We start from the raw sequence: 21196 nt of genomic DNA, 5'->3' as shown, positions 1-21196 counted from the left end.
ATCTGACGATTGCACAATAACCGATTCGGAAGCGAAAGCATAACCATTTCAGAACAGATGTACAGGTTGAATTGAGAATGATTATCATATATGATGAGGCGAAGCTTTGGATGTAGTAACGAGGAAACACAAAGAAAGGTCCATTACGATGAACATAGAAGAATACGGGGCATTATGGGAGCATATAACAATCCGATTACTGGATATTCGAATCATTACCGTTAACATCAGTGAAGATCCTAATACGTGGACGCTTCCCTCGAATGCTTTTTTATTAATAACGGATGGCAAGGGGCAGATCTGGCTTGGTCAGGCGATGCATCACATTAAAGGGACATATATTCTGCACGCCTCCAAAGGAACGCGCCTGGATTGTCTGGCTAAGAAGCCGATGGAAATACATATGTTGTCTTATTCGTCACCAGAGTCAGAGAAGCCAAATGCTGAAAGATCCCAAACATATACTGTGGTGGAGTCTCTGCAATTCAGTTTTGGTTTTGAACCAGCGTGTCCATTGCCATTAATTGAAATCATGCAGTTGATATACAGACAATGGAATGAACTACAGTCAGCAGGCCGAATTCAAACCAAGGCGTTGTTCTACCAATGGCTCGCCGAGATGCTGAAACAAATGCAGGAGCAAAGGTTTAACGATGCTAAGCTGGATCGGGTAGATCAAGCGGTGCATTATATGAAACGTCACTACGGGGAACCACTCAAGATAGAACAGGTAGCTGAAATGCTGAATTGTAGTCCAAGGTATCTGAACCAATTGTTTCAGCTTCAATTAAATACGAGTCCCAGCCGTGTGCTGTCACAGATTCGGATGGAACAGGCATTAAAACTACTGGTGAGCACGAATGGGACCTTACAAGAAATCGCGGAGAGAGTAGGCTATGAGAACGGCTACACGCTAAGTCGTTATTTCAAGAAACATTATGGTGTATCTCCTGAGTTTTACAGAAAGCGTCGAGAGTGCAGTGCTCCAGATGTAGCCCTGCAAACATTCCAACCACTTGCCGCTCTGGAAAGTCATTATTCGGGATGGAGCGAACGAACGGTACCTATAGTTGAAGCTGACAAAAACCAGCCAAAACAGAAGATTATAGATCTACAAGGAGTCCATGTGAGGAAACCCCTAGCGCCCGCGTTGCCAAGAGCCAGAACTCGAAAACTTGCCACAAGCATGGGCGAGATTACGGTACCTAACAAGCCTAGCCGTGTTGTCGTCGACTGGAATTTGGGAGAAGTACTGGCATTGGGAGTGACGCCTCTCGGAGCGCCGCATTCACTCATTGAAAGTAACCAAATGCTGGAGCCTTATATCTATGATCAAGTACAGGATATCGGCAATCATAATTTTATCTCGCTCGAAAAAGTGCTTGAACTGGAGCCCGATTTGATTATCACCTGGAATCCTGCTGCCTACGCTTCCTATGCCAGAATTGCACCTACGGTAGTCTATGGAGGGACTGGTTACGGCTCTGTCGCGGAGGAGATTCGAGAGATGGGACGTATTCTGAATCGCCAGACAGAAGCCGAAACATGGATTAAGGAATACGGGCGGAGAGTACATACTTTGCAGCAAACGATCCCGGGCAAGGTCTCCGCAGAGAAGACATTTACCGTCATTGATCCGAACTGGGGAGAACATATTACCCTTGTGGGAAATACGGGAACTCGTGGAGGTAAGGCAGCCTACGGGTTACTGAACTTGAAGCCAGCATGCAAGGTTCGCCAGGAACTATTGGAGCCGGGCCTGGAATACCTGGATATTGCGCGGAGTGCGGTTGGTGGGTACGTGGAGGATTACCTGTTGGTGTTGGACAATGGTTCAAGACACGGACTTGATCAAGCTTCAGGCAAACCATGGCAGAAGTCCATCGAGACAGATCACTGCCGGATTATTAGCCTTGACTGGAATAGATATTTCCTCTCCGACCCGTTGTCTGCGGTACTTCAAGCCGAGGAAATGGCAGACCGGATTATGGCACGTTGAGATGGAATACAGTATGAGAGTGAAAACAACAGATTGGTTTAGATTTGTGGATTAACTTTGACATAACAGACAAAAGGAGGCACACATTATCGGTTATCCCACAAAAGCCTGTCTATTTGCTGATTGAAAGAGCTTTCATTTCATCCGTATACTAAAGATGTTAGCAGGTTGGGTGTCATCATGAGGCATTCATCGTAATAGGAAAGGATGATATGAAATGGGCAGATTAACTGGAAAAGTTGCAATTATAACCGGTGCCGCAAGTGGCATGGGATTGGCAGGTATTCAATTATTTGCAAAAGAAGGAGCCAAGGTTGTGGCTACCGATGTGGCAGTCGAAGCTTTGGAGGAACAGGTTAAACTGATCGTAGCTGATGGCGGGGAAGCCATTGCGTTGAAGCTGGATGTGTCCAGCCCAGAGTCCTGGAAAGCTGTTGTGGAAGAAACCGTATCGAAATACGGCAAAATAGATATTCTGGTCAACAATGCCGGAATTCATATGGCCAAAGGTATTTTGGAAGCTGAGCTAGAGGACTGGGACAAGGTTATGTCCATTAATGGTACAGGTGTATGGCTCGGCATGAAGGCAGTCATTCCTTATATGCAGAAGAATGGACAAGGTTCCATCGTTAATACCTCTTCCATTGCAGCAATCATTGGTGGAATAGCGGATGCTCAGGGCGCGGCTTATAGTGCTTCCAAGGGATCTGTACGTTCATTGACCAAACACGGGGCACAGTGGTTTGCCAAAGACAATATTCGTGTGAACTCCGTACATCCGGGTGCTGTGTTTACGGGTATGGTGGAGAAAGCAGGCATCAAATCCCAGGTGGAGATGGGGGAGAATTACAAAAATCTTGCTCCATTGCCTCCACATGCTGGTGAATCTATGGATATTGCTTACGCCTACCTGTTCTTGGCATCTGATGAATCCAAATTCATTACAGGTGTTGAGTTGCCTGTAGATGGTGGCTGGATCAGCAACTAATTAAAATAAATTCGACATACTAAAGAGGTACTGTATCTCAAGCTTCAGGGGAGACAGTACCTCTTTTTTTGAGCAGATCCCACTACAGAGTTATGGCGTAACTTTATCTTGATGGACTCGTTGCAGAATGGAGATTAGACCGATAAATCTCTTGGGATCGGTTCATGCGTGTGAATTCCAACAGTTGTTCAGCCATATAGGAGGCGCTGTATTTGAAGTTGCTTTGCACCCAACCCGTAACTAAACCAAGAACGGCATTAGCCTGATAACAGGCGAGAAGTTCCTTATCCAACCGTGGATCAGGCGACAGATCGGTTACATCCTCCAGATACAAGTTCTTAAGTGTTATATAGAGTGTATCCCTGAAATCCAGTAGCACGTTAGAATGAACCAGCAATGTATAGAAGGAGGCATGAGCCAGCACATGGTCAAAAATTTGAATTGCTGAGGCGTTAAGGTCCTTAATATCGAAATCTCGGAAATGCTTGTAGGGTGCTCGATAGGCTAATTTTAGATCGTCAATCACGTCATTTAACAATTCATCAAACAGGTCTTCTTTGTATACATAATGCTTGTAAAATGTGCTGCGGTTCAAATCGGCGGATTTGACAATATCGGTGATGGTTATACTGGCCAATGGCTTACGGGACATCCATTCCAGAAGGGCTGTCTTCAGAGCCAGTTTGGATTTGTGTACTCTTCGATCGGTGTCAGATACAGATGGAGACTTAAACATATACACAACCTCCCTTACTTATCAATGATACAGTGCACAGGCAGCAGATTACGCTTGCTACAATACAAAAATGTGAATATATGGTGACTTTGGTATCGTAAACTGTCCGTATCACTGTGTTCTCCCTTATAATAAACCAAAACGGACGAGGAGATGGACTCCAGATGAAAAAACAAATGTGGATCATTGCAAGTGTTGCAGTTGTAATTGTAATCGGAACCTATCTGTTTGCAAACAATACGGGTAAGGATGAGGCGGGTACAGCCAATGCGCCCAACATCCGAAAATTGGTGGAAGATATCAGCACAGGAAAAGAAACACCAGAATCTGCTTCCATCAATGCCAAACAGTTAATCGTCACCGATCAGGATGAAAAAACCATTACATATGATTTGCCTGAAAATGAATTTTTCCTTTCCATTGCACCCTATGTGGACCAGACCCATCCCTGTGCAATTCATAGCTTGACCGGTTGTCAGGGGGAAATGAGCAATAAGGAATTCAGTGTTACCATTCACGATTCTCAAGGCAACACTTTTATGAAAGATGAAGTGATGAAGTCTGGTGCAAACGGATTTATGGATTTTTGGGTGCCTAGAGACAGAACCTATCTGATTCGTATTGTTGGAGATGGAAAGGTTGCAGAAACGCAATTGTCTACATATGAAAATGATAATACATGCATCACTACAATGCAGTTGAGTTAATGCAAACAGCAATCAATAGAAGGGAAGGATGGCCGTTAAGCTATCCCTTTCCTTTTTTTATTTCATAAAAGAATGGGAATAAGGTACTTTCCATTGACAAAAATCCATTCCTACGGCATAATCCAATAGTGATAATGATAATTGTTATCATATAAATACATATTAACAGGGGAGAAAAGAGATATGAAAAAAGGGTTGAATGGACTGTTGATTATGCTGGCCTTTGTGCTGGTTTTGGCGGGTTGTGGTAAAACCACGACTACAACAGATACAAGTCAAGGTAGTGACTCCGGTAGTGCTCCGGCTGAAGAGACAGCAGGTCCTGTTACCGTGAAGCATAAACGTGGAGAGCTTAAGCTGGACAAGCCAGCAGAACGTGTCGTTACGCTTGAATGGACATATACGGAAGATGTCGTTGCTCTGGGTGTTCAACCAGTAGGTAACGCAGATAACGCTAACTATAAAGTGTGGGTAACATCCGAAGCAGCACTGGATGACAGTGTAACGGATATCGGAACACGCAGTGAACCAAATCTGGAAGCTATTGCTGCATTGAAGCCAGATCTCATCATTGCTAATGCAGATAATAACACAGCGGTCTACGATCAGCTTAACGCGATTGCTCCAACGATTGAATATGATCCGTATGATGGTGACGGCTATGATTATGACAAGATGACAGAGATCTTTAATAACATTGCAACTGCTCTCGGTAAAGAAGACAAAGCAAAAGAAGTTCTGAGTAATCTCGATCAGCATTATGTAGAAGCCAAAGAAAAACTGGCTGCTGCGGGTAAAGAAAACTTCAACTTTGCACTGACACAAGCGTTCACATATCAAAATGCAGTCAGCCTGCGTATGTTTACCGATAACTCGGTTGTGATTGGTACTTTGGACAAAATCGGACTGGTTAACGACTGGAAGCCGGACAAAGTTGAAAACTATGGCTTCTCTACAGTAGGCATTGAGTCCTTAACCGATGTGAAGGACAGTAACTTCATTTACATTACACAACCAGACGATGACGTCTTTGGCACAGCCATGAAAGATAACTCGGTATGGAACGGACTGAACTTTGTGAAGGAAAAACGCACATATCAACTCGATAGTACAACATGGACATTTGGTGGACCGATCTCCTCCAAAGTATTGGTTGATGGGGTAGTTGAGGCGATTACCAAATGAGTTCGGTTCAAGGATCTAAGCCAGCTATGAATTGGCGCACAATAAGCATATATGGGGGCGGTCTAACCGCTCTCATCGTGCTTTTTTTTGTAAGTCTGTGTTATGGAGAAGCTTCCATTCCTTTGCATGTCGTTTGGGACGCTCTTACAGGCAGACAGGATTCATTAGAGCACAATATGGTCTGGGACTTGCGCATGCCGCGTACAGTGATTGGTATTCTGGCGGGTGGCGCACTGGCTGTTGCGGGCGCTTTGCTGCAAACGATTACCCGTAATCCACTGGCTGCTTCAGATACGCTGGGCATTAATGCAGGAGCATACTTTGTGGTGGTGCTGGGAGCTATCGCTTTTCCAGGTCTATTAAGTCAGTCGCCTTTTCTTTTCGCAGCACTAGGTGGTTTGCTGGCAGCATTTGCGGCTTATTTCATGGGCGGCGGACGAACATCAAGCCCGGTTCGACTTGCGTTGTCCGGTATGATTGTATCGATGGTGCTTGGTTCATTTACGAGTGCATTACATATTTTTTTCTCCATGGAGACACAAGGGTTGTTCCTTTGGGGTTCCGGAACACTTGTCCAGAATGACTGGAGTGGTGTGTTTTATGCTTTGCCTTGGGTGGTTGGCATTACCCTTCTTGCGTTAATCCTGTCCAGACAGTGGGATATGCTGGAGTTGGATGAATCAACGGCTTCTTCCTTGGGACAAAAGGTTACATTGGCTCGTGCAGTAGGGTTAATTCTCGCTGTATTGCTGGCTGCTGTGATTGTCAGTGTAATCGGACCGATTGGCTTCGTGGGACTGGTCGCACCACATCTGGTTCGATTGAGTGGTGTACGTTCTAACCGATTACTATTACCCGGTGTGTTCATATGGGGCGCAGCGCTCCTGGTTGGAGCAGATGTCCTCGCCAAGATGGTGCATAACTCCAGCATGGAACTGCCAACGGGTGCCGTTATGGCGATCATTGGTGCACCGTGGCTCATCTGGCTTGTTCTTACTCGCATGAAGGCTGCAAACGGATCAGGCATGTCTACTTCAATGAGCACAGGAGGAGCTGCGCGTCGCTTTGCATTTGGCCCGATGGCTGTATTATTCTCAGTCATAACGGTCGTGCTTATCTTGCTCAGTACGATGTTTGGCGGTATGCGAATTCCGCTGGCCGATTGGTTACCGAGTCTGTTCCAATCGGATGGATTGTTCTCCGCGCTGATTCAGCTTCGGATTCCGCGTACACTTGTTGCCGCAGGTTCAGGAGCTGCACTGGCAATCAGTGGTGTGCTCATTCAGATGGCGGTGCGTAACCCGCTGGCAGATGCTTCAATTGTTGGTGTGTCCTCAGGTGCAGGGCTTGGAGCGATGATGGTCATCATCTTATGGCCGGGTCTTCCGATATACTTGCTGCCAATTGCGGCAATCATCGGAGCAGCCATTGCTGCAGTGGTGGTGTTCTCCCTCGCCTGGAAGAAAGGACTGAACCCTTCGGCGGTTGTGTTGCTGGGGATCGCAATGTCTGCCATTGCTGGAGCAGGTATTCAGATTCTGATTGTCCGTGGTGCGGTATACGGTAGCAGCGGATATATCTGGCTGACAGGAAGCACCTATGCTCGTACCTGGGAACAGGTGAGGGTTATCGGATTATTTTTAGTTATTCTGGTACCGGTGGCTTGGTGGCTGGCACGCAGATTCGAACTGCTGGTATTTGACGACAATAGTGCATCCGGGCTTGGTCTCGGAGTACGTCGTACACGATTATTAGCAATGACAGTGGGTGTATTACTTGCAGCAGGTGCGGTTGCTTGTGTAGGAACCGTCGGTTTTATCGGCCTGATTGCACCACATATGGTACGGTTACTGACGGGGAATAAGTTAAGACGATCCATGTTCCTATCCGCATTAGCGGGTGCAGTCATGCTGGTGCTCGCCGATACAATCGGCAGAACCGTCATGGCACCGACAGAGATTCCATCAGGTATACTCATTGCGATCATCGGAACGCCGTACTTCCTGTATCTGATGTATCGTTCCAACTGGCGCAAGTCTGTATAAAAAGTTCAAACAAAAAAGCCTGCTCTCCGAGCAGGCTTTTTGCTGTCACGGTATGCCCTCCAGCCATGATCTTATGTTCCTGTTTAACCCGGTTGCATAGATATTGGATCATTGGACCTGACGTGGTACCCACAGATAACCTTACGCAATGAATGGCTAGTTCATCTGCAAATGACAAAATCCCTCACATCTACAAGAAGTAGAGATCACGTTATCAAACGTGAAACTCTTACTCCCTGTGGACCTTGAGGGGATATTTGCTTGAGCACATTCGAATCGTACTCCGGTTAGCTGGATTTCAGAATCCCGCTGTCATCGACGGATTGTACCGCTTGTTGCAGTATTTCATTATCCTGAACGAGGGCGAAGCGCACATATCCTTCACCTGAAGGACCAAAGGCACTGCCTGGGGTTGCGATGACTCCTGCATGTGTAACCAGATCCATGGCAAATTGCTCTGAGCTGTCGTAGTGCGCCGGAATCCGGCTCCAGACGAACATCGTTGCTTCAGGTTTGGCAATCGGCCAGCCCAGACTGCTGAAGCCCTCACAGAGGATGTCTCTGCGCTGTTCATAAATAGCTCTGACCCGTTCAACCTCGGATTGATCACCGGTAATGGCGGCAATTGCTGCTTTTTGGACCGGTAGGAACATCCCGTAATCCATATTGGATTTCAGCTTTTTCAGCATGGAGACCATGGTTGCATTGCCCACACAGAAGCCGATTCGAGCTCCTGCCAGTCCGTACGTTTTGGACAGGGAATTGAATTCCACACCGACGTCCATGGCGCCAGGAAACGCAAGAAAGCTTCCACATGATTTTCCGTCAAATACGAGTTCACTGTACGCATTATCGTGAAGCACGATAATATCATACTTCTTGGCAAAGGCAATCAGGTCAAGATAGAACTGATCCGGTGCCATCGCGGTTGTCGGATTGTTGGGATAGGAGACGAGCATGAATTTTGCTCGATGAGCGATATCTTCCGGTATATCCTGAAGCTGAATAACATACCCGTTTTCTTCTTTTTGTGGCATATAATACAGTTCTGCACCTGCCAGTAACGGTCCATCCGCAAAGACGGGATAGCAGGGGTCAGGGACTAACACCAGATCACCTTCATCGACAATGGAGAGGGAAATATGTGCCAGCCCTTCCTGTGAACCGAGCAAGGAACAGATCTGTGTTGCCGGGTCTAACTCGACCTGATAGCGTTGCTTATACCAATCGCTTGTAGCTTGCAGCAACTCACTCTGATCATTCACAGCATATATATAATTAGCCGGATCAGCAGCGGCCTCGCATAGTGCAGTTATAATATGCTGCGCAGGTGGGATATTCGGCGTACCCACACTGAGATCAATAACGGGCTGCCCGTTCTCCAGTCTGCGGCGTTTGATCTCCAGCAACCGGGTGAAAATTCCTTCGTTGAAATGATCCATTCGTTTGGCAAAGTTCATGATGATGATTCAGCCTCCAATCCTCTTCGTACGCATATTCATTAATAATAAATGGACAGCGACTAAAAGAGAAGAGCAGGGGAAAGCTTGCGGATCATGACTTTACTTTAAACTGGCTTAGTTCGTCTTGCAGTTTGCCAGATAGCTGGTTCAACTGTTTTGACAGATCCGCTACCTGTTCGATACTATCCAGCTGATCCTGCGTGCTGGCGCTTACTTCTTCCGTTGATGCCGAGTTCTCCTCTGTGGTGGAGGAGATAATCTCCAGTGCCTGGAATATCTCATCTTTGTGTTTGTGTACATTGGCGGTATTAGTAGTAATCTGCATCATACGTTGCTGCAGATCTTTCAGGTCTTGGTTAATACTGAAGAATACATGTTTGGTATCTTCTACGGATTTGGCATTCTCCTCCGCAATCTTCATACCGCGCATGGTATGTTCAACCGACAGGGTTGTTTTCTCTTCAATAACATTCACCTTTTTGTTGATTTCCTCTGTTGCCTGAGCCGTCTGTTCTGCAAGTTTGCGGACCTCTTCGGCAACGACGGCAAATCCTCTTCCATGTTCGCCAGCACGTGCAGCCTCAATGGAGGCATTCAGGGCGAGCAGGTTCGTTTGAGAGGCAATCTGTTTGACTGTATCCACAAAACTAGATATTTCATTCCGACTCAGGTCAATCTCCTGGATAATAGTGGACATTGCTTGGGTGGACTGATGGTTTTCCTCGGACCATTTCGATAATTGTTCCACGACCGCAAGTCCTTGGCTACTCTGATCAGCAGATGTCTGCACGACCGTTCCCATAGCCTGCGCATCGGTTGCAATTTCGTCAATTTGGCTGGATAACGAGCCTGTTTTGCGTAAGATATTTTCCGTTTCGATGGACTGATAATTCGTTGCATTGGCAATCTCGTTGATGGCTGTTGATGTGTCATTCATGGTCACAGCCGTTCGTGAGGAGATGGCTTGCAGATCATTCGACGACTGGTTCAGGATTTGCGCCGAGCTGCCGACCATTTGCAGCATGCTCTGAATTTTCTGCACCATGGAATTCAAGCCTGTGGCGATCTGTCCAATTTCATTATTAGATTTGATATCCAGTTGGACAGTCAGGTCACCTTGTTCAATCTGTTTAATTTTAGCCAGCAGCTGTGGTATGGAGCGTAACAGACGGCGAAGGGTAATGTAACAGATAATTACAAGCAGAAGGGTAGCTGCAGCAAAGCCGCCAAGCGTAATCCACGTGAACGTTTTTAATTCCGCGAGAACTTCTTCTTCGGATATGGTCAGACCAACGGACCATCCCGTATCCTTGCTGGTAGCGTAGCCGATATAACGACGTTCCCCATTATCGTTCATAAGTTGTACGCCGTTTTCACCCGCAAGCATTTTCTTGCCGATGTCCCCCATGTCCCCCGTACTGTTCAGGATGTTCTCCTTCAATACCTTTTCTTGATCTGGATGGTACAGAATTTCCCCGCTCTTGGACAGCAACATGGAATAGCCCGTGCTTCCAAGGGAATAACTCTCCATAATCGCTGGAATATCCTTGAATGCAATATCCGCTGCGGCAAAGCCGATCGTGTTGTTGTTTTCGTCTTTGATCGGATAAAAGATACCCATGAGTACATCGCCTGCTGCAATATCAATGTACGGATCGGAGAAATAAAGTCCGTCTGCGTCGGTGACCGGCTTGTAGTATGGACGCGACTGGATATCAAAGTCTGGTGCAGATACCACACCATCATTTTGAATCCAAAAGCCTTTTCCATCCAGACCCGCGACCCAGGCATCGGCAAACGAAGGCTCTGCTTTAACGATAGCGGCCAGTGTCGCCTGTGTTTGCGCAGCATAGGTTGAACTTGCCGCATCCGCAGCAGATGCTGTTGTTTCTATGTATTGCTGAAATAATGTGTTGGTGGACATTTGCTTGACGAGTGCGCCCTTTTCCTTGAATAGTGCATCAAATTCACTAACAATGGCTTGTGTCTTGGTCTGGAGCATGGATTCCTGCTGCTTCACCAGAATGCTTCGCGTACTTGCAAACATAAATGTTCCCAGCACGGCAAAGACAACTACGATAATGACCAGCAGCACAATGGACAACGTATTTGCCATACTGGATGTCCGTGCTCCCGTTTTCCCCCACTTGTTCAACATGTTCGACATATTCCATCTCCCCAGATGATTAATAAAAAGCTCAAAACGTCTAAGTTATATGTCGGCATGATCTATAGTTTTATGTAGATTTCTGTCGAATAATCCTGAGAGCAACGGAAAGGAAAGACATGAGTATGAGAAGGATGAAAGGGGAGGGATGAAAAAGAAGAAAGGAATGAAAAACGGGAATAGGTGGTGGTTCATCCAGGCGATCTTGTTTATAATGGAATGAATTGGAACTATGGGTGGAAAAGGGGGATTATCTGTGAGTGAGTTATGGCATGCTTCAATACAGGGGGTTCCATGGAATGCCGAAAAGATGCACCAGGCGGTGCATCTGTTGCGTCGCAGAGCAACGGTTCATTTTCGCGTTGACGCGGATACATACGAGGACCTTGCCGAGCTCGATGCCAAAGTATTCTTTGCCCGGCCGGATCTGATTCTACACATATCACATATGGACCCTAAAGGGGTATATTCATCCGGATTTTTGGGGCGACTGGCACAGTTGAAACATGTGTCTGCCTTGCAGCTTGATCTTTCACAGGCACAGGATTTGACGATTCTGGGTGCGATGGAGCAACTGCAGTTTCTAAGATTGAATTCACCTGCAAAGGCGACCGTGCTCGATTTTATTAAACACTACAAACGATTGACCTTTCTTGAACTGCGTGGCAAATTCAACGGATTTGCTTCCATTGCGGCATGTCTCCAACTGCATACGCTCATTCTGAACTGCACGGTCGAAAGTGTTGATGTGTTAGCGGAATTGCCCATGCTTCAGTATCTGTCACTGGATCACTGTGAGTTAAAAGGGGGACTGGATGTATTGACACAGTCAACCATCTCGATGTTGAAGCTCAGCTCTGTTCGCAAACTAACGAGTATTCAGGGACTCGAACAGATGCGCGGGCTGGAATATCTGCATCTGTCCTTGCCCAAGCTGGAGCATTTATGCGACTTTTCCCATATGACCTCTCTCAGACAGCTCGAACTGGACTATATGAAATCGTTACGGGATACCACACATCTATGGACAGCCCGTGCTTTGGAGTCTATTGAACTGAAAGAGATGAATACGGCGCTCAAGGCGGATTCGTTTGCTGGACTGACCGGGCTGGAGCATTTGCGCCAAATCGATTTTCGTTTTATTGATGTTAACAAAGGACGAATTGCAGCTATGCGTGATCACCTGGCCAAGGCTGGAAAATCCCATTTGTTATATGAAAATATCCCTGAGCATGAACGCCTGAATTCCGCAGGTATTGCGCACTTGTCGCATGTATTAATGTAAACGGGCGTCTGGTCCAGCGTGTGTATACAGAGCGCACTCCGGTGAACGGATTGATTGAGGCGTGTAGATGTCATTGCTATCTAGGTGTTCGTATCCGTTAAGGCGGGCATGTTGATCTCTTTCACGCAGGCCGCTTTGGACAAGCTGATGATACATCGAACGATGGCGACCATATCCTGTAGGGGAATGCGGGTCCCATCATACTCGGCCAGTGCACGTTCCATCCCGTCTTCATACGGAATTTCTGCCGCCAGTTCTCCCGGGTTGATGCATGTCACCGCGATGCGGTCATTCCTCGTATGTTCTCTTAGAGCTTCCGTAATACCCCGTATGGCAAATTTGGAGGCGACAAAAGAAACCTGGCTGCTGCCTGCATTGCTCAAACCGGCTGTTGAACCGATCAGGATAATCTTCCCTGCTTCAGACTGGCGGAGCTGAGGCAGTAAAGCCTGTATACATACAATCGTAGAAGTCACATTCACATGGATCAGCTGACTGATATCTGCGGGTTCATCCCGATCAAACGTGTAGTGCTCTTCAAATCCTTCCTTTTCCCAGATCCCCACGTTATAAATAAGCACATCCAACGTCTCGCCTTGAAGTTGACTGGCAACTTGCTCTGCGGCCTGAAGCTCGGAAAGATCAGCCTGAATCCATATTCGCTGGACACCATCCTCCACGGACAGACTTTCCGGCTTGCTGCGGGAGACTACCCAGACCTTATCACCGGATTGCGGCACACCTCTGACAAATGCATCGCCTAAACCTTTGCTTGCACCAAAGACAATTATATTTTTCAAATAAAGCCCTCCTTATCGATTAGAAATTAATAATTTTTACATTAATCTATATCTTACTATAGAGGTGATACATGGAACATGAAGTTTGAATGAGGTATGCTTCATCCTTGTCAATGAAAAACCACCCCTGCCCCGGAAGGACGGGAGAGAGATGGTTGGAGAGATCATGATGACATTAATGGTAAAGTTTTAACTCGGCAATGGACCACCACCACTCGGGAGTGTCCGCGGTCAAAACAATTTTGATGTATCGCGCCGTTTGTTTGGAGAACGTTTCTGAGATGGCTGTTCCTGTTCCCAGTGCTTCCGTAACCCTATTCCAATGCTCGCCATCATCAGAAGTGAAGAACTGGAAGCTGCGAGCATAATCGTTACTGCTGCTGCCCGAGTCCATTGTCAAGCGGCTGAAGCTCTGCATGCTTCCCAGATCAATCTGGACCCATTGATTGGCATGTTGACCAGATGAAGAGGTCCAGCGTGAATTCAGATCGTCGTCCAGCATCGCCGCAACATCTTCAGAGGTGGAGGCAGTCGCTGTCCATGATGTTCGATCCAGTTCAGCAGGTAGCAGATGATCCTGTTCCCCGGATATCCAAGGTGTATGATCAGCAGTATAGACCTCTAATTCAGCCACGGACCACCAATGAGAATCGGTACCCGTCTGTACGACCTTAATATAACGTGCCTCTTGCGGTGCAAAGGCGATAGAAAGTAGCGCATCAGATCCTTCACCGGAAGCCAAGGCTTCTCCCCAATGCTCTCCATCCAGGGAAGTATATACTTCATAACCGCGAGCAAAGTCTTCCCGGCTGTACGCGCTGTCCAGCACAATCCGATTCACTGGCTGCGAGGCTCCCAGATCAAGCTGAATCCATTCGCCGCCTGTTTGAGTCTGACCGGAGGTCCAGCGTGTTTGGTCCGAGCCGTCGAGTATAGCCGCTGCATCGTCTCCGGAGGAAGCGGTCACGGACCAGCCGTCAGGCAGCAGCCTCTTTTGTTTACCCGTTCCATTATGATGAATAGACAACTCGGAGATCGACCACCATTGATCGGAATCCCCGAACTGTACCATTTTCACATAACGTGCCTGCTGTTCAGGGAAGGTGATGGACATGCGTCCAGGCGTGCCTTCGCCGCCCGCAATGGATGTGCCCCAGTGTTCACCGTCATCCGAGACATAAATCCGATACTGTCTCGGATAGTCTTCTTTCGCATGGCCCGGGTCCAATTCTATGGCATCGAAAAAACTCTTTTGGCCGAGGTCAATGGTAATCCATTGTCCTTTGGTTTGCTTCCTACCGTTTGTCCATAGTGTATCTGAACTTCCGTCCAGCATATTGGCTGTAACATCTGCTCCTTGAGTAGAAGAGGCGGTTACGATCCATGAAGAGCGGTCTGGAGGCGGTACGGGCTGTGGGAGCTCTGGCGTTGCTTCAAGTTTGCCAAATCGGGCAAGCTTGAGTTCAGAGATCGACCACCAGCTGTCTGCAGAGGAAGTCAATACAATTTTGACATAACGAGCGGTTTGCATGCCCAAATCAACGGACAGACTTGGAGATGTTCCTGCTCCCTCTGCGATAGGCTCGCTCCAGTTCTCGTTATCTTTGGATACGTAGATTTCGTACCCGTGAGCATAATCACCGCCGTTGTTGCCGGAGTTCATGAATATCGTATCCATAAACTGTTCGCCACCCAGATCGATATGCAGCCAATCGCCGGGCTTCTGAATCTGTCCGGATGACCAGCGTGTAGTCAGATCGCCGTCCACCATGCGCTCTACCGGCTCCGAACTGGAGGATGCCGTAATGGTCCATTGGCTCCGATCGAGATAGACTACACCCTGAGAGGCATCCGGCTGTTTAACGACGGAATGTTCCAGCGGGTTAACCTTTACTTGCGCTTTGGCATAAACGGTAGCCGAACCCAAAGCGCCATTGGCATTGTAGAAATGAACGGTTTTGACAGTATCGGACGGATTCCAGATTTGCGCTGTATAGACGCCGTCTTTTTCATACACGGTTGCTGCCGGATCATCTGCCCATATATCCATCGTGCGTGTTCCCGTAGAAGCCATGCTGTGCATGAACCAGTACGCGTTAAAGACTTCATTTTGCTGCATCTCGCTCGTATTCCATTTGGCTAGAGCACCTTGCGGGTCTCCAATGGACTGAAATGGCCAGATAATATGCTGCCATGTGCGCTCCTGCTGACCACCCAGGTCCTTAATGAGACCATTGTAGAGAGCCTTAGTATTCTGCGGATCACGTCCATAATAGGTCATCCATTCCGCTGGCGGCAGCCAGTGAATACCGTAAATATGCTCCGCCTCATTAGAGAAGTACGTTCCATACAGGTAGGCGCTGCCGTACACATGACCTACCGTAGCGTGTTGGTAATCCTCCAGCCAGTTATCCCCGTCATAGTTAAACCAGTATTGCTCGGCAGCTTTCTCTTCGGTCATGAAGCCCCAGATCCCGGTGTCGCGATAGGCTTTGTTGCCTGTCACCTCACCCCACATATATTGGCCGACCCAACTAAAGAGCGCTTCTCCTGCGGCTTCCTGGTTATTCCCGCTGCGATTATCGGCGTAACCACCTGCCCAGGAGTGACCTGCGTACGGATCAAAATTGCGAAGCCATGGAAACTGATCATCTGTCCGTGAAGGATTGGCATAGTCCCGAATCAGAAGCTCAACCATATCGCCGTAATCTTGCAAGAATGTTTTGTCATATGTGGCCAGTACAGCCGATGCAAAAACGTAATAACCGTAGGTAAAATGATGATCTGTCAATCCGGTATTAACACCGAATCCGCTACCGTAAGGGAAGATGGTTCCCCATTCATCCGAATAATAAAAATAATACGAGTGCAAAGGTTCATCCGGCGAATAGGTATACCAATCTGTCAAAATGGTTCGAAGCAGGGACAGATAGTTATCTCGTCGTACCGTATCTCCTATCTGGTCGCTGATGAGTACACCCAGCGCAAGCGGATGAAGCTTTTTCCCTTGCCAGTAAGGATCCTCGCTCATCAGATTGCCTGCCGTATCCGCGTCAAGCTGATCCAGATAGCTGATTAATTGTGCACGCGAGTAAGTTGGATCATCTGGCTCCACAAATTGCGGAATAATGCCATAGAATCGATCCTGTGTTGTAAACGTATTGCCTTCACTTACTTTCATCATGCCGCGAATGGAAGGGTAAGCAAGCTCCGTTACCGAAGTAGTCGCCAGTTTCCATTGGTGCGGCAACAAGGCCATCAGTGTCTCGGAGGAAAAGCCTACCCGCTTCGTCCGGGTTACCGAGTTGAAGGTAGTCGTTACCAGTGAAGTGCTCTCATTATAATTGTAGTCCACGGTTGTGTCGGTTACAAAGGCGTAGGCATGCCGGTAATAATAAGGCAGTTCTGCCGCGGACGGGAGGGTAGCCAGTGACAGATAGTTTTCGCTCTGGCCCAGTTTGATCTTGAGCGTATTGCCAAGTTTCATAAATACAGTTCCTTCAGGTGCAAAGATCCCGTAGTTTCTTGTAAAGGTCTGAGGCGTGGGCGCTCTGTCCTGATTGGTTACTTCAACACCGATATGATCGGCCGTCAGCGATTCTCCATCATTCAGAACAATTTCACGGTTCTGATCATCGAAGAGACGTGTGATGTTGGGAGAACGAACAATAATGGTATCCGGGTTATCGAAGGTGTTGTACAGGAAAGGGGAACCTTTCACAAACGTGGTATTCATTTTGGCTGTGTCATCATCGCTCATGATGATCGTTGCGGAATAATCCCCATATCCCGCCACCTTGGTATTTACCTCCGCCGGGTTCATATTGCTGGTGCTCATGATCAGATCCGGTTCACCGTCAGCGTCCATAGAACCGCCATCAGCCGAAACGTAACCAGCTCCGGGATTCAGAAGTTGAAGTCCTTGTTTGGTATATCTGCTTTTAAGCGGGAGTGTGACCAGACTGTTGCCATCCCCCAGATCGGATACAAGAATAGACTGCCACCAGTCATTGGAAGGGAGGGGCGCCGTGATGTCAGCCGTACGATTTTTCGGGTTTTTCGGCTGCAGCATGGTGATGTCATTTACAGCGTAACTGCCGGAACCCACCTTTACCGAGGACGGTTCAGGGATATCCGGAATTGTATGCACAGGTTTGGCATCGCCTTCGATGTACTCGTAGACGTCGAAGGCGTACAGCGAGTATCCGTTAGTTGTTCCTCTGCCAAGTCCGGCCAATTTCACATACCGTGCTTCGGCGTATACCGGAATCTCATCCCGTCCACCGTCGCTGTGCAGTTCCCGGTATAATGTAGTCCACTGGTCTGCATCATTTGATACTTGAATATCGTATGCACGTCCAAAAGCGTTTTCCCATTGTAGGGATACGTTCCCGATTTCCCGGATTAGTCCAAGGTCTACAACAATCCATTCCTGATCCTTGTAGATGGAAGACCAGCGTGTATCCGGACGGCCATCCGTTACATTCCGGGCTTCGTAATTCCCTTTTTCCATTTTGGCTTTATCCTCGGCTGAACGGCTGGGCTCATCAATTTCTTCCGAAGACGCTGTAACCGGTTGTCCTAGTGCAAGGTTCATTGCTAATGGTTTGGGAGGTGGATTTGCTCCGCCCGTCCCATATACATTGAATTCGTATACAGAGACGCCATAGGCTGGCTGTGCTCTTTGATAACTGAACAAGCGCACATATCGTGCCTCCGCTGTGACCTCAATTTCTGTCAGGCCGCCTTGCCCCTTCGTTGTCGAGTAAACAGACTGCCAGTTGACCTCGTCGTTGGATACTTCCAGATCAAAGGCGGAAGCATACGCATTTTCCCACTGGATGGAGATGCCCGAGATGGAGGCCACCGTGCCTAAGTCAACATAGATCCACTGCGGATCTTGCTGCCATATGCTTTCCCAGCGGCTGTTTTTGTTGCCGTCAACCACAAGATCTGCCGTATTACCGCCCAGAGATGAGGAACTGTACACAGGCCGGTTCAGGGATAACAGATAATGTTCCTCATCTGCGGCGTTCACTTTTGAGACCGGCCACAGCGGGATGCTGCTAATCAACAACAGAACAGATAACAGCAAGTTCATGTAGATGTTGCGTGTTTTTCCTCTTTGACTCGTTCGTACCTTCATATGACTACTCCTTTGTTAGCCCTTGCCATCTCACCAGGCAGAGCTTCTCTTCTTCTCTTACTCGCTACCGTATGTATCATTTTGTTTCCCGTGTTGCTTTTGTGAGATGTGAATCCAATGCTCAACACGGGATATTCAGGTGCCCCATTTTGTATATCGATCATTTTGTCTGGAATATAAAGGTTTTTTAGTCGTTTTCGTGGAAAAAGAGACATATGTCCTACATAATGTATGGGGAATGTGCAACTATGAAATCAAGATTCGGAATCGTTGTTCTCCAACAATACGATATCTTCGCCCCGTTGTTGCCTGAGAGCAATATTGTCCCTCCCCCAAGCACACATGACATCCACGATGGTGTTGGCGGTAACGCCATATTCTGTAAGTCCATATTCTACTTTGTGAGGCATCTGTTGGTAGACATGTCTGGTCACAAGGCCGTCACGTTCCAGCTCGCGTAATTGTTGAATTAACACTTGTTCCGGGATTTTTAAAATTTAAAAGCTGAAACTCTTCATAAGAAATGTGCTGAAAAAGACCTGGCTCCACACATGGTGAAGTCCAGGTCCTGATCAATAAGTGAAAAATTAATAACCGAATAAAACTACATTTATTCTACGCGGAAATAATCGAAATCTGCATATCCTCCGGTAGACTTCGTTGCATAATTGAATAGTGCAAAGCGATATCCCATAAAGTGTGGCAGGGTGTAAGACATTTGAAGTGTATTGCCAATGGTTGTCCAGTTGCTGCCGTTCAGGCTATAAGCGAAGTAGGCTTTGTCGGTCTGGTTCGTAAAATCACAGATGACGCGTAGATAGATTCTGTTCTGGTTTAATGGCACAGTTGCTACTTCAGTCATGGTGCCGGAACTGGCATTAGCCATAACGATGGATTTGGTACCGCCCGTCATTTTTACGCCGACAAAACCATATTTGGCCTGAAAAGCCGCGAGTCCAGCATAATCACCATCCTTCATGCCGGCTGTATCCAAAGCGGCCATCCCTGTGCTTTTTGGACCAAAGGTTCGTTGTGTCAGCGTGTTGCGGGCTTCTAACAGGTTTTTGCTGATTTTGCCTGCGGTTAACCGCATGAAACCGGGTCGCTGGAGCAGGGACCAGTTGGCAGCATCAGGGTTATGATTCCACTGCCAGAAAGTAGCGAGACTGGATGTACCGGAAGATGAATTGCTCGTCAGGGAGACGTCATCTACATAAAACGCCATCAAATCATTGGTCGGGTCCGGATTCGAGTTATACGGTGTTTCCACAAAAATAAAGCTTTGGGACAGGTCTGTATTCGACGGAACGGTATACGTACCTTGAATGGTACCCCACTGTCCACGGGTTAACGTCGCACTGCCCATAATGGTAATTCCGGTATAACTTGCACCGTTCTGGATGCTAAGATTGAACGTTTTGGTTGCAGGACCAGTAGTGTATTTGATCTTTGCCGAAAAAGAGTATGTTCCTCCAGGTACCAGCTTGCCTGTAACCATCTGTTTGGCTCCCCCTGCTGTCTGCTGTCTGCCGCTGACGAGCAAGCTTTTTGTACCGCTGAACGCTTCGGCATTTGTTACAGTGATGTTCGCCGTATTGTTGCTGGTCCAGGGCTGAATGCTACTTTCCTCAAAGCCGCCGTTCACTAACAGCTGCGTTACTGAGGGTGTGCCTGATGTGGTTGCGTTGAACTCATCGGACCCGTAGATTTTGGCAGCAGGCTGACCTTCAACAGGCATATTCATGTTAAGGGGAACCTTGCCGTTCACTCCAAACACAGGCCAGTTATCCGACCACGTCACTGGAACGAGATAGGGGATGCGCCCAATGGCTCCGCTATCACGAAACAGCAAGCCGTACCAAGCGCCGGATGCGGTATCCACGATGCCTCCTTGGGCGATTCCCGAGTCTCTGAGTACAACTTTACCTGTATATGGACCTGTCAATGTGTTTGCACGATAGGCAAGCTGAATGCGACCATCACCCGAAGGCCAGGCGATCAGGAATACATAGTACATACCATTGATCTTCTGAATGTGTGCTCCTTCTGCCTTTACAATCATGTTGGAGCCGGCAACACTGCTTGCGTTTGGAATCAGGACCTGATTGAGCCCGCCGGATTTAACGGCCTTGGCATCAGGTGTCAGCTCAACGATACTGATGTTATCACTGCCATGAACAAGAAAGGTTCGATTCCCGTCAAACAAAAGGGAGGGGTCATGGTAATAACTGTTCAATGTGTAAGGTGTCCATGGCCCTGTTTCAATATTGCTGGTTTGGTAAATATACGTCTTGCCCGTGGAAAGCGAGCCAAAGGCCACATAATATATACCGTTGTTGTACCGCAAACTGCTCGCCCAGGAACCACGCCCATACTCGTTTTGTCCATTGTTCAGGTTCTGTATATCCCCGTTTCCAAGCGTATCGTATACATAGTTTACGATGCTCCAGTTGACCAGATCATAAGACTTCATGACCGGGACTCCCGGATTCATATGCATCGTTGTGCTTGTCATATAAAATGCATTGCCCACCTGAATGACGTCACTGTCAGGAACATCCGCGTAAATAACCGGATTGCTGAACGTTGCGGCTGAAGCAGCGGGACTTGTCCAAGGGAATGATGTTATAAGCAAAGGAAGAGCGAGTAGAAGAGTACTGATTTTTTTCCACATA

At 47.6% G+C, this 21196-nt stretch carries 13 protein-coding genes; 6 read left to right on the top strand and 7 right to left on the bottom strand.

Annotated elements, in window-relative coordinates; all coding sequences use genetic code 11:
* Positions 1–148: 148 nt before the first annotated feature.
* Positions 149–1999 carry a helix-turn-helix domain-containing protein gene (locus tag MHI12_RS21995; RefSeq protein ID WP_405170310.1) on the top strand — a complete coding sequence of 617 codons (1851 nt, stop codon included), beginning with the start codon at positions 149–151 and terminating at the stop codon, positions 1997–1999.
* Between the two features lie 217 nt (positions 2000–2216).
* Complete coding sequence (locus MHI12_RS21990) at positions 2217–2987, top strand: SDR family NAD(P)-dependent oxidoreductase (protein WP_405170309.1); 771 nt, start codon at positions 2217–2219, stop codon at positions 2985–2987.
* 103 nt (positions 2988–3090) lie between these two features.
* On the opposite strand, the gene MHI12_RS21985 is transcribed toward MHI12_RS21990, so the two are convergent.
* Complete coding sequence (locus MHI12_RS21985; RefSeq protein WP_405170308.1) at positions 3091–3723, bottom strand: TetR/AcrR family transcriptional regulator C-terminal domain-containing protein; 633 nt, start codon at positions 3721–3723, stop codon at positions 3091–3093.
* A gap of 164 nt (positions 3724–3887) precedes the next feature.
* On the opposite strand from MHI12_RS21985, the gene MHI12_RS21980 reads away from it, so the two are divergent.
* From MHI12_RS21980 to MHI12_RS21970, 3 genes are all read left to right on the top strand, one after another.
* A complete protein-coding gene (locus MHI12_RS21980; RefSeq protein ID WP_405170307.1) occupies positions 3888–4430 on the top strand; it encodes a CueP family metal-binding protein in 543 nt (180 codons plus the stop codon).
* Positions 4431–4613: 183 nt separating this feature from the next.
* A complete protein-coding gene (locus tag MHI12_RS21975; protein ID WP_405170306.1) occupies positions 4614–5615 on the top strand; it encodes an ABC transporter substrate-binding protein in 1002 nt (333 codons plus the stop codon).
* Positions 5612–7660: an iron ABC transporter permease gene (locus MHI12_RS21970; protein ID WP_405170305.1), complete on the top strand. Its 2049-nt coding sequence runs from the start codon at positions 5612–5614 to the stop codon at positions 7658–7660. Before MHI12_RS21975 ends, MHI12_RS21970 begins: the two co-directional genes overlap by 4 nt.
* 287 nt (positions 7661–7947) lie before the next feature.
* Here MHI12_RS21970 and MHI12_RS21965 read toward each other — a convergent pair whose 3' ends face one another.
* Both MHI12_RS21965 and MHI12_RS21960 read right to left on the bottom strand, forming a co-directional pair.
* Positions 7948–9120 (bottom strand): aminotransferase class I/II-fold pyridoxal phosphate-dependent enzyme, encoded by a 1173-nt coding sequence (locus tag MHI12_RS21965; RefSeq protein WP_405170304.1) that lies wholly within the window; start codon positions 9118–9120, stop codon positions 7948–7950.
* Positions 9121–9214: 94 nt separating this feature from the next.
* On the bottom strand, positions 9215–11290 hold the full coding sequence (locus tag MHI12_RS21960) for a methyl-accepting chemotaxis protein (RefSeq protein WP_405170303.1): 2076 nt from the start codon (positions 11288–11290) through the stop codon (positions 9215–9217).
* A gap of 256 nt (positions 11291–11546) precedes the next feature.
* On the opposite strand from MHI12_RS21960, the gene MHI12_RS21955 reads away from it, so the two are divergent.
* Complete coding sequence (locus tag MHI12_RS21955; protein ID WP_405170302.1) at positions 11547–12575, top strand: hypothetical protein; 1029 nt, start codon at positions 11547–11549, stop codon at positions 12573–12575.
* An 80-nt stretch (positions 12576–12655) separates the two neighbouring features.
* Here the strand turns inward: MHI12_RS21955 and MHI12_RS21950 are convergent, their stop codons facing one another.
* From MHI12_RS21950 to MHI12_RS21935, 4 genes are all read right to left on the bottom strand, one after another.
* Positions 12656–13375 (bottom strand): SDR family oxidoreductase, encoded by a 720-nt coding sequence (locus tag MHI12_RS21950; RefSeq protein ID WP_017687102.1) that lies wholly within the window; start codon positions 13373–13375, stop codon positions 12656–12658.
* 175 nt (positions 13376–13550) lie between these two features.
* On the bottom strand, positions 13551–18521 hold the full coding sequence (locus MHI12_RS21945) for a discoidin domain-containing protein (protein ID WP_405170301.1): 4971 nt from the start codon (positions 18519–18521) through the stop codon (positions 13551–13553).
* A gap of 254 nt (positions 18522–18775) precedes the next feature.
* Positions 18776–18955 (bottom strand): winged helix-turn-helix transcriptional regulator, encoded by a 180-nt coding sequence (locus MHI12_RS21940; RefSeq protein WP_405173033.1) that lies wholly within the window; start codon positions 18953–18955, stop codon positions 18776–18778.
* A gap of 176 nt (positions 18956–19131) precedes the next feature.
* A complete protein-coding gene (locus tag MHI12_RS21935; protein WP_405170300.1) occupies positions 19132–21195 on the bottom strand; it encodes a family 43 glycosylhydrolase in 2064 nt (687 codons plus the stop codon).
* Between the last annotated feature and the right edge of the window lies 1 nt (position 21196).

Origin of the sequence: Paenibacillus sp. FSL H8-0280 (genome assembly GCF_045040665.1) — a bacterium.
Taxonomy (GTDB): domain Bacteria; phylum Bacillota; class Bacilli; order Paenibacillales; family Paenibacillaceae; genus Paenibacillus; species Paenibacillus xylanexedens_A.
The sequence above is the reverse complement of the archived record's forward strand: the minus strand, read 5'-3'. Positions and strand labels throughout refer to the sequence as shown.